This window comes from Ensifer sp. R-19 (genome assembly GCF_049905105.1).
Lineage (GTDB): Bacteria > Pseudomonadota > Alphaproteobacteria > Rhizobiales > Rhizobiaceae > Ensifer.
Map to the genome: position 1 here is coordinate 997,728 of NZ_CP184569.1, position 8,985 is coordinate 1,006,712.

The window sequence follows — 8,985 nt, forward strand, 5'->3', positions numbered from 1 at the left end:
GGCTCACGTCCTCAATAGCCGAGAAGTTCTGCCAGAGGTATCACGCGCCATAGCGCCTTCACGCCGTACCGGTTGAACGTCAGTTCCTTCGGCGGATTGTATTGGCTGACGATGATCTCGGATGCTGTCCGCCGAACGAAGTACTTGATGTAGGATTTCCCGACATCGCCTTCATTCTCAGGGAAAAGCTCGATCACGATGTGATCGCCAGGCACTGGCTCCCGGCCGCCGACGTAGATGAGCTCGCCCGGGAAATAGCGCGGTATCATGCTGTCGCTGATCGTATGAAGGGCGAAAGCCTTGGCGACGCCTGTTAGACCAGGCGGTCGGCGAACGAAACCTTGGCGTTCGCCATTGAACCTGAAATCGCCATCGTCGCCACCGGCGGTGGTGCCAAGGACCTCAATATCCATTGGGCCAGTAGGCGGCGGGGCAGGGTCGGTCACGCGCTCGGCGTCGGCGAGCGGCTCATCTGTTAGGCTGACCACTTCGCCACGGCTAAGGGCGCCCTGATCGACGCGAAGGAAATCAGAAAGCGCGATCAGGTTCTCGGTCGACGGCAGGTTCTTGCCGCTCTCATAGTTTCCGATCGCCGCCACGTGCACGCCCAGGTGCTCGGCAAGCTGTCGCATAACAAGCCCGCGCTGCTTTCGCGCCTGCTTGATTGCTGCTCCCACGATCTTGGCTTTTTCCTTCGTATCCATAGCCAGCATGTGAGTTATCAAGCCTCATATCGTCTATAAAAGTTTTGCTTGAAGAGATTTTCTAGTTATGCTTATAATTCGGCATGAGCACAGAATCTCTCCCACTCACACTGGTTTTCAAGCAGGCAGGCAGCGCCAGCGAACTGGCGCGTCGGCTTAAGATCACGCCTTCCGCTGTGTTGCAGTGGGACAAGGTCCCCCCGACACGGGTTCTGGAAGTCGAAAGGATCACCGGAGTTTCGCGGCACTTGCTGCGGCCCGACATCTTTGGCGCGCGCCCTATTGAAGGCGTGCCAGCATGAGCGCCGAGGGTCAGACCATCCCCGAAGACATCCGCGATATCGCCAAGGCGACTGCCGGGGCCCTGATCGGCCGCATGTGCGCGACGATGGACCACTCTTTCGGTCTTCAGAATGAGCAGCAGCAGCGCGGCCTCAAGACCTCCATGTCGCAGTCGTCGAGCACGACATCGCACCGGCCATGGCGAAGGCCCTCCATGAGGAGAGGCAGCGCTGCGCTTCCGTCGCCAGAGACGCAACGATGATGACCGGCGCGCCGATCCAGGAGATGGGCGACGAGGTCGCGGCTGCGGTCCTGTCCCAACCGAAAGCCGTCAAGCTTTGGATGGTCTACGGGGTAGGCCAGCGCGGGTCGACATATCAGCACCGTTCCAAAGCCTCGGCGCGAGCAGAGGCCCAGCGCCTCGCCAGTCTTCATCCTGGCATCGCGTTCGTCGTGCTGGCCGCTGTCGATGCTTACTGCACCGACGCTCCGGTCATGCAGCGCATCAAGATCACCAAGCCCGATCCGGCCGCCTACGAGCGAGACCGTGACGACAGCATTCCATTCTGAGGACCGACCATGTCTGACGCACACATAGTAGCGCGAGACCAGCTGCGCTCTTTCATCGAGCGTATCGAGCGCCTCGAAGAGGAAAAGAAGATCCTCGCCGACGACATCAAAGACGTCTACGGCGAAGCGAAGGCCATGGGCTTCGACACCAAGATCCTGCGCAAAGTCATCTCGATCCGAAAGATCGATGCGGACGTCCGTGCCGAGCAGGAAGCTATTCTCGACACATATCTCCAGGCACTCGGCATGATCCAGATGGACATGTTCGACGAGCCGGAGACGAGCCCCAAGCTCGTTGCGACTGTCGGGACCGCTATGCAGACGCAAGCGGGCAGGGCGGCGTTGCTGACCGCGGTCGACATCATGATTGAGCGCGAAGAGCACATCGATCCGACGACCGGCGAGTTCCTCGCCAACGCCCCGCGCTCCGACGGTGGCCTCGACCTCCCCACCAATTCCAACACCCAGAGCGCCGAGATCGATGGTGGTTCGGCACCCCCCAGCGAGCGTGTAAGCCCGGCCGTCGACACCGGCATCGTCGTCGCCAGCACAGGAGGCGAAAATGTAGAGAGCAGCGCGACGCGCGCAGGTCTCGAAGGAGGCCCCGTCAACCTTGAACCCTCTGGCCCGGAGGCTGAACGGGCAACCTCTTTCACCGCCAAGCCACCATCCCCGTTGAGGCCGCATTGCCGGCAGCCGGAGGCATGCGGCGGCTATGGCCGGAACCACTGCCACACATGCGCGAAAGCGATGCGCGAACGCGAGCCAGCGGAGGAACTTGCATGAGGAAGATTTCATCCGGCCTCGACGAGATGGTTCAGCGCTTCATTGAGGGCGAGGTCAAAGACGTTCGCCCCGGTCCAAACAGGTTCAAGGCCGCCGAGAGCGGGCAGCCTGAAGATCAAACCGAGAAGAGGGCTGCCTGATGTTCGTTGCTGCTGCGCTCGTCGCGACTGTCGTCGCCGCAATGCTGCTCCTCGGCGGTGTCGCTCTCTTTTCCGAACTGGAATTTCGCCGGAACGGCTTCCGGCCAAAGGATTGATCGCGGTTCTCCTCCTCCCTCGCGATCAACGAGAGCCCCAGTCTTCCTCCTCCCGGCTGGGGCTCTCAACTCTCAACCGGATCCGCTTGTTCGCCAGGCGCATGACCACGGCTTGAACAGCGGTTCCCAAGGGAATGGCCGGTGACGATAGGGGATCGTCACCGGCGGCAGAGGCGGGATGCGGCGCCCGGGTTCCTCTGCGGAAAGGAATGAGACTTTCGACCTCCGAATGAGCGCCGACCGTTGGCGCGGTCAGGCTCTCTTCGGACTGGTCAGTAAGGTTTCTGCTCATCTGCAGTGTCTCCTAAGCAAAGACACTGTGTCATAGGCGGGAACCGAAAACATGGAAAAGAAATCCAGAATTCTGGACGAGACGAAGAACGGGAAATGCAAGAACATGAGCGACGTTGCGACTGCAAACTACCTCATTAGATCGATCGGCGGCGGTGGCCGTGTCAGCGATATGTTTTTCGAGGCTGCGGCAATCCTCCGAAAACTCTTCCCGCACAAGGGCGAACCCAAGAAGCAATGGACGGAACGCCGTCTCAAAGCTTGGTGGAACAACGAAACCGACGTCGTTCGCCACTGGCAGATGATGGAACTCTACGCGGCTGCGGAAGCCGCGAAGGAAGAACGCGAACTGCTGCGCGCAGCAAAGAGGGATCATGCCGAATTCATCGAAAAGACCGCCCGTATTCGTGCGTTGGCTCAGCTTGAAGCAACGGCTGATCATCGCTGAGAAGCTGCGCGGTATCGGCTCGTCGCTCGCGGAATGGATCTGCCCGGAACTTACGGACGGGAGCGACCAGTGATGCAACAGCTTTCTATGTTCGACCTGATGATGCCCGCGCCGGCACCCGCCGTCGATGAACCGCTGTGGCTGCAAACCAATCTCGATAAGAGCGGCTGGAGCTATGGAAAAATCGGCATCATGGCCAACGGTGACGGTACCTGGTCGATCAATACCGGTGACAGCGTCGGTGGGTATTGCGGACACGGCGGCCCTTTCTGGGGTGAGCACGAGAGCTTCAAGGCTGCGCTGACCGCTGCCGTTAAGATGATGCACAGCCGCTGGGCCGACATCTCGGTCCGCATGAACGACAGCTGCTGCCAGGAAAGCCATCGCCGTGTTGCGCGCAAGGGGCTGGAATGGCTGAGCAGCATCGAGGCCGAATACGGGGTGGCGCACTGATGACCGACCCCGCCGAAATGATCGCTTGGCTCGATCGCCGCATCGCCAGCGCTATGACCTGGCTCGATGACCACGGCCACGGCTCTAAGAAGCCGCGCCCCGAAAACGAGATCGCCACCAAGGAATACGACATCGCTCGGTTTGAGGAGATCAAGGCCGCGTACCTGAAGGCGCTTGAGCGGCGAGGGCAGGCAGCATGATTAATTTCCTCACCTCGGGCCTATCGCAGAAGTCCGGCTTCCTTCGCGGCAGCTTCGAACGCTGCCCTGGCGTCGGCGCTAGGGACTATTCCATTGGCCGCATCCAGGCAGATTTTTCGAGCTATTGCGTAACTCTCGCTTTTCGTCTCGGGCCAGGATTTCATCAGGAATGCGACCGCCTCTCGGGCGTTCCTGATGACGTGAAAACGATCGTCTATCTTCAACTCGACGTTTGCATCCCAGATGCTGGCCATGGTGTCCTCCGTGGGTCAGGCTTCCCACAAACGTATATTAGGGAGAACTGTTCCAATGGGGCGGTGCTGGGTAGCACTACGGCAAGCTCAATCTCCCATCTTCGGCGGAATTATCGCGCCGGGGACGGGGGTGATGGCGGGCGCTTCGTCCGGACCGACGTCGGGCTCTGGCTCCTCGATCGGGGGCTCCGGCAGATCTGGTGGAACATCCGGCGGCAGGTCCGGCGGGAATACCGGATCCGGTGGCTGCGGAATTGGGGTCTTGGGCATGCTCGCCTCCTATTTGGTGGTGCAACCGCGACCAAGTGGTGTTTGTTCCAAAAGCTCGATCCGTTCGCTGCTCGCCGTGAGCGGGGAGGTGAGGCATGAGCTTCGAAACCCGCTCCATCCTCGACGGACGTTGCACCATCCATGTCGGAGATTGCATGGATGTCATGCGCTCCATGCCATCGGGCTCGGTCGATTGTGTCGTCACAAGCCCACCATATTGGGGTCTGCGCGACTATGGCGTCGAAGGTCAGATCGGCCTTGAGCCAACGCTCGGCGAGCACTTGGCCATCATGGTCGACGTGTTCCGCGAAGTTTGGCGCGTCCTGAAACCGCAGGGCACGCTCTGGCTCAACTATGGCGACTGCTACGCGACGACACCAAACGGGCGATCGGCTGCGGATGTGGTCGGCGACGACCGCGCTTTCCGAGACAAGCCGTTCTCGACTGTCGGGCCTATCCAGTACCGGAACAATGGCGGTGAGGGACAGCACCACGATCGCAGGGGCGGGTATCTCAAGCCCAAAGACCTTTGCATGATCCCCAACCGCTTGGCGATTGCCCTGCAGGAGGCGGGCTGGTGGGTTCGCTCGGAGATCATCTGGCACAAGCCGAACCCGATGCCAGAAAGCGTCTACGATCGCCCGACGACGGCGCACGAGAAGGTTTTCCTGCTCACTAAGGGCGAGGAGTATTTCTATGATCACGAGGCGATCCGCGAGCCGGTGACCGGTGGGTCTCATGCGCGGAAGCCGGGGCCTAACAGCCGGCAGAACGTTGATCGCGTTCCTAGATCGAGGAAATTTGCCGCCGAAGGCAATGCAATGGTCAAGGCGAAGCGATCCTTCGCTGAAGGCACGTCGGAACTCGTCGAAACCCGCAACGCCAGGAACGTCTGGAGCATCGCGCCGAAGGCATTTCGTGAAGCTCATTTCGCAACGTTCCCGCCGGCGCTCGCCGAGCGCTGCATCAAGGCAGGCACCCCGAAGACCGTTTGCGGTTGCTGTGGCGTTGACCACGGCTGCGGTCCGATCTGCGAAACCTTCGATCGCGTGCCCGGTACCGTCTTCGATCCGTTCGGTGGCGCCGGCACGGTCGGCCTTGTCGCCGAGCAGCTTGGCCTTCGCAGCATCCTGATCGAACTCAATCCCGAATACGCGGACATCGCCGTCCGGCGCATCGAAGGCGCAGAGCGAAAGGACGCGGCATGATCAAGCTTCCATACCCAGCATCAGGCTATGACAAGAGAGGCCGCGAGCGCAGCCTCTCACTGTTGATGGTCAGTTTAGGGTGAAATCCTACCGCCACCGGACTTGGTCTTGACCATCCACGGCAGGACCGCGGGAGCCTTCACAAGTATGCCCTTCTTCTTCGCGAAGGAGCGGAGAGCGTCACGCGCCACCTGGACTGGCTTGTGGCCGTCATGTGCCAGGTAGCAAGTCTTCAGGGTCGCGTCGTGAATGATATCGCGATCCCCTTTGGACCATTCCTCAAGGAAATCGATCGCGTCGTCGAGGTTGGTGATTTCGAGGACCAGATCCTTCCTTTCACGCAGGTAAACTGGCCGGTCAAACATCTTCGGGTGCATTTCTACCTCACTGAATTCGTTGGCTTTCAACAAGGAAAGCGCTGTTCGTCAGCGCCCGCTGAAGATTTATTTTCGTGGCTGCGCGAGTTCAAGAGGATGACGCAGCGACTTGCACAAAAACACTTCTTCGGAGGTGCGGCATGAACGAGCGTTTGTCCGCCGCCCAGTACCAGGCCGCCATCGCCAAGCCGAAGCGCGGGAACAAGTACAAGGCTCAGCGCACGCTTCTCGACGGCATCTGCTTCGATAGCAAAGCCGAGGCCGCATACTATGCCAGCCTGAAGCTCCGCCAGAGGGCTGGCGAGGTCGAAGACGTGGAAATGCAGCGCTCGTATGCGCTGACGATCAATGGCGTGCTGGTCTGCACTTACAGGGCGGACTTTGTCTTTTGGGACGTCGCCATGAAGCGCCGCCGCGTCATCGATGTGAAGGGCATGGTCGTCACGCCTGTATTCCGCATCAAGCAGAAGCTCATGAAAGCCTGCCACGGCTTGGAAGTCGAGGTGGTCAAGTGAGCATTGCCGAACTGATCCGCAAGATGGCTGAAGCCGGTGCACCGCCGGAGGCAATAGCGCTCGCCGTCGAGGCGATCGAGGGCAAAGACGCTGAAATCGAGCGCCGTCGGCAGGTCGAGCGCGACCGCAAACGCCGTCAGCGGGCGGGACAGTCACGGGACAGGGACGGGACAGTCACGGGACCGTCCGGGGACAACCCCACCCCTGATAAAGAAAGGTCCCCCACACCCCCTAAAGAAATTAACCCCACCCCATCCTCGCTTCGCTCGGAAAACAAACGCGGGGCGCGTTTGCCGGCTGGCTGGGCTCTCCCGGCAGCATGGGGCCAGTGGGCTATCGATCAGGGCCACTCCGAAGCAACGATCCGTTTCGAGGCCGACAAGTTCCGCGACTTCTGGGTCGGCAAGAGCGGCAAGGACGCCGCCAAGCTCGATTGGGAGGCCACCTGGCGCAACTGGATGCGGAACGTGGCGAAGCCGCGAGCCCAAGCTCAAGCGCCCCCGCGAGAAACCGAGAATGCCCGCCATCAGCGGGAGTTTCGAGAAGCCATCCAGCAGAAACTGAACGGGAATCCAGGCCATGACGAATTTGCCAGCACCGGCCCAGCTTTCGACCTTGAACCGGGAGATTACCACGCTCACCGAGCGACTGGCACCGGCTCGCGCTGATGCCATCGTTCGCAGCCTCGGCGTCATGCAGAGCGCTGGCATGAGCCTGCCTCAGGGTATCGACCCCCAGAAGTTTGACGTGATCTACGGCTACGCCCTCGACGGCGTGCCGAATTGTGGTCTGACGATCGCGACCCAGAAGCTCATCAAGGGCGACTACGCCGGCAACCCGGATATCTTGCTCGGCATGATCCCGAAGCCGCCGATCTTCGCCGCGCTTGCGAAGCAGGAGGCGAGGGCGGCCCGCGAGGATCTCGCCCGGAAGCGCGAGATCGCGGCGGCGATGAAGCGCGTTGCGCCAGAGGTCGACCGTTCGCCCGAGGTCATGGCCCGGGTTCGCGCCCGGCTGGCCCAGTTCCGACAGGACCACGAGGAGGCCAAGGCCAAAGAACGGGGCATCGTCGTTCACGAGCCAATGTCGCCAGAGAAGGCCGAATACTGGGCCAAGATCAAAGAACTGCCCGACTGGTGGGAAGTTGGCGCCGAGCAGATGGCGTTCCGCCGCAAGATCGAAGCGGAGGTCGCCGAGGTGCGTACCGACGACGAGGCCAGCCATGCAGCATAAGCCTCGCCCACGCCCAGACGCCAACGATCACGTGATCGCCTACCGCGTCCACCAGCTGCGAACGCTTGGGCACCTGTCGCCCACCGACTACGTCCGACTTCGGAGCCTCGAACTCCGGATCCCGTCAAAGGTCATGCTCGGCCCATCGCGCCGGCAGGCCATCACCCGCCAGCGCCAGCAGATCATGTGGGAGCTTCGCCAGCAGCGGCGGATGTCGCTCCCCGCGATCGCCCGGGTCTTCTCGCGAGACCACAAGACCGTCTTCTACGCCCTGCGCAAAATCGAAATGGAGAACGCCCAATGAACGACGCCATCAACACGCAAACGGCCTGGTACGCGGTTCGATCGGTTCCCGGCGCCCAGCGGATGGCAACCGTGCTTGAGCCGGCCAACGACGAGACCGAAGAGCAGAAGCAGGAGCGCGAGCGCCGGAAGGGCGAAAGCATCCTTGAACGCAATCTCCGCGCGGAAGGCATCGACGTCTACATGCCGTCTTTCTGGGACATCACCCAGCACCAGCGGACCAACAAGATGATCGAGCGCCGGTTCCCGCTCCTCGTTGGCTACGCCTTCGTCAACATCGAGCAGGGCGATTTCGAGCGCGTCCGCAACGTCGACGGCGTTCTCGCCTTCGTCCGCCCGTCGTTCGATCGCGGTCCCATCGTCTTCCGCGATACCGATATCGGCAGCCTGATGTTCGCGGACTTCCAGGCCAGGCAGCAGTGGGATCGCGAGCGCGAGCAACGGCTCACCTTGTCTCACGCCCATCGTCGGAATGCGCTCAACAAGCGTCTCGGGCTGATCTTCCCGAAAGGTCGCCGCAAGAAAGTCCCGGTTCGGATGCTTGCCGAAGCCGCCATCGACGAACTCGCACCCGCCAGTCGTCAACATGTTTTGGCGATTCTCAATGAATTGAAGGCCATGGATGAAGAAATGGACGCTTGCCGAGCGCGCTCAAGCCATTTATATTCGGCGGCGTGATTTGGGTGTACTGTCGGACCTTGCTTACTGCAACGGGAATACTCGACGGCCCAGCCGGGAGCCTTCCGCCTCCTGCCCAAAGGAAAAATGCATCCAAAATTCAGGCCGCCTCCGGGCGGCTTTTCGATTCCTTCATTTCGCCGCCAGAACCTATAAA

At 61.0% G+C, this 8,985-nt stretch carries 17 protein-coding genes and 1 pseudogene; 14 read left to right on the top strand and 4 right to left on the bottom strand.

Annotation, left to right across the window (positions count from 1 at the left end; all coding sequences use genetic code 11):
• Positions 1 to 11 precede the first annotated feature (11 nt).
• On the bottom strand, positions 12 to 704 hold the full coding sequence (locus ACN9MO_RS04810) for a LexA family transcriptional regulator (RefSeq protein WP_113132768.1): 693 nt from the start codon (positions 702 to 704) through the stop codon (positions 12 to 14).
• Positions 705 to 787: 83 nt separating this feature from the next.
• Between ACN9MO_RS04810 and ACN9MO_RS04815 the strand changes: the two genes are divergently transcribed.
• The 8 genes and pseudogenes from ACN9MO_RS04815 to ACN9MO_RS04850 all read left to right on the top strand — a co-directional run bounded on the left by ACN9MO_RS04815 (position 788) and on the right by ACN9MO_RS04850 (position 3,990).
• Entirely contained in the window at positions 788 to 1,006 is a 219-nt protein-coding gene (locus ACN9MO_RS04815) for a Cro/CI family transcriptional regulator (RefSeq protein WP_113132737.1), read from the top strand.
• Complete coding sequence (locus ACN9MO_RS04820) at positions 1,003 to 1,248, top strand: hypothetical protein (protein ID WP_113132738.1); 246 nt, start codon at positions 1,003 to 1,005, stop codon at positions 1,246 to 1,248. The genes ACN9MO_RS04815 and ACN9MO_RS04820 overlap by 4 nt, the downstream gene beginning before the upstream one ends.
• A complete protein-coding gene (locus ACN9MO_RS04825) occupies positions 1,245 to 1,556 on the top strand; it encodes a hypothetical protein (RefSeq protein WP_113132739.1) in 312 nt (103 codons plus the stop codon). The genes ACN9MO_RS04820 and ACN9MO_RS04825 overlap by 4 nt, the downstream gene beginning before the upstream one ends.
• A 9-nt stretch (positions 1,557 to 1,565) precedes the next feature.
• Positions 1,566 to 1,808, top strand: a pseudogene (locus ACN9MO_RS04830) (DUF2312 domain-containing protein); the annotation flags it as partial.
• A gap of 530 nt (positions 1,809 to 2,338) precedes the next feature.
• Complete coding sequence (locus tag ACN9MO_RS04835) at positions 2,339 to 2,482, top strand: hypothetical protein (RefSeq protein ID WP_162733624.1); 144 nt, start codon at positions 2,339 to 2,341, stop codon at positions 2,480 to 2,482.
• 459 nt (positions 2,483 to 2,941) lie between these two features.
• The gene (locus ACN9MO_RS04840; protein ID WP_113080796.1) at positions 2,942 to 3,337 is read left to right on the top strand and encodes a hypothetical protein; all 396 of its coding nucleotides are present in this window, start codon (positions 2,942 to 2,944) and stop codon (positions 3,335 to 3,337) included.
• A gap of 69 nt (positions 3,338 to 3,406) precedes the next feature.
• Positions 3,407 to 3,790, top strand: a complete 384-nt coding sequence (locus tag ACN9MO_RS04845) for a hypothetical protein (protein WP_162727980.1) — start codon at positions 3,407 to 3,409, stop codon at positions 3,788 to 3,790.
• Positions 3,790 to 3,990 (top strand): hypothetical protein, encoded by a 201-nt coding sequence (locus ACN9MO_RS04850; RefSeq protein WP_057252510.1) that lies wholly within the window; start codon positions 3,790 to 3,792, stop codon positions 3,988 to 3,990. The genes ACN9MO_RS04845 and ACN9MO_RS04850 overlap by 1 nt, the downstream gene beginning before the upstream one ends.
• Positions 3,991 to 4,010: 20 nt before the next feature.
• Here the strand turns inward: ACN9MO_RS04850 and ACN9MO_RS04855 are convergent, their stop codons facing one another.
• Together ACN9MO_RS04855 and ACN9MO_RS04860 are read right to left on the bottom strand one after the other, a co-directional pair.
• On the bottom strand, positions 4,011 to 4,244 hold the full coding sequence (locus ACN9MO_RS04855) for a DUF982 domain-containing protein (RefSeq protein ID WP_057252508.1): 234 nt from the start codon (positions 4,242 to 4,244) through the stop codon (positions 4,011 to 4,013).
• A gap of 87 nt (positions 4,245 to 4,331) precedes the next feature.
• Complete coding sequence (locus ACN9MO_RS04860) at positions 4,332 to 4,514, bottom strand: hypothetical protein (RefSeq protein ID WP_082615953.1); 183 nt, start codon at positions 4,512 to 4,514, stop codon at positions 4,332 to 4,334.
• A 95-nt stretch (positions 4,515 to 4,609) separates the two neighbouring features.
• Between ACN9MO_RS04860 and ACN9MO_RS04865 the strand changes: the two genes are divergently transcribed.
• Positions 4,610 to 5,722 carry a site-specific DNA-methyltransferase gene (locus ACN9MO_RS04865; RefSeq protein ID WP_113132743.1) on the top strand — a complete coding sequence of 371 codons (1,113 nt, stop codon included), beginning with the start codon at positions 4,610 to 4,612 and terminating at the stop codon, positions 5,720 to 5,722.
• Positions 5,723 to 5,796: 74 nt separating this feature from the next.
• Here ACN9MO_RS04865 and ACN9MO_RS04870 read toward each other — a convergent pair whose 3' ends face one another.
• Positions 5,797 to 6,099, bottom strand: a complete 303-nt coding sequence (locus tag ACN9MO_RS04870; protein WP_425986767.1) for a DUF982 domain-containing protein — start codon at positions 6,097 to 6,099, stop codon at positions 5,797 to 5,799.
• Positions 6,100 to 6,239: 140 nt separating this feature from the next.
• Between ACN9MO_RS04870 and ACN9MO_RS04875 the strand changes: the two genes are divergently transcribed.
• From ACN9MO_RS04875 to nusG, 5 genes are read left to right on the top strand one after another with little or no spacing between them, the layout of a single operon-like run.
• Positions 6,240 to 6,614 (top strand): DUF1064 domain-containing protein, encoded by a 375-nt coding sequence (locus tag ACN9MO_RS04875; protein WP_113132744.1) that lies wholly within the window; start codon positions 6,240 to 6,242, stop codon positions 6,612 to 6,614.
• The gene (locus ACN9MO_RS04880; RefSeq protein ID WP_425986771.1) at positions 6,611 to 7,282 is read left to right on the top strand and encodes a hypothetical protein; all 672 of its coding nucleotides are present in this window, start codon (positions 6,611 to 6,613) and stop codon (positions 7,280 to 7,282) included. The genes ACN9MO_RS04875 and ACN9MO_RS04880 overlap by 4 nt, the downstream gene beginning before the upstream one ends.
• The gene (locus tag ACN9MO_RS04885) at positions 7,194 to 7,847 is read left to right on the top strand and encodes a hypothetical protein (protein ID WP_425986774.1); all 654 of its coding nucleotides are present in this window, start codon (positions 7,194 to 7,196) and stop codon (positions 7,845 to 7,847) included. The genes ACN9MO_RS04880 and ACN9MO_RS04885 overlap by 89 nt, the downstream gene beginning before the upstream one ends.
• Entirely contained in the window at positions 7,837 to 8,151 is a 315-nt protein-coding gene (locus ACN9MO_RS04890) for a helix-turn-helix domain-containing protein (protein ID WP_113132746.1), read from the top strand. The genes ACN9MO_RS04885 and ACN9MO_RS04890 overlap by 11 nt, the downstream gene beginning before the upstream one ends.
• Positions 8,148 to 8,828 (top strand): transcription termination/antitermination NusG family protein, encoded by a 681-nt coding sequence (nusG, locus tag ACN9MO_RS04895; protein WP_113132747.1) that lies wholly within the window; start codon positions 8,148 to 8,150, stop codon positions 8,826 to 8,828. Before ACN9MO_RS04890 ends, nusG begins: the two co-directional genes overlap by 4 nt.
• Positions 8,829 to 8,985 lie beyond the last annotated feature (157 nt).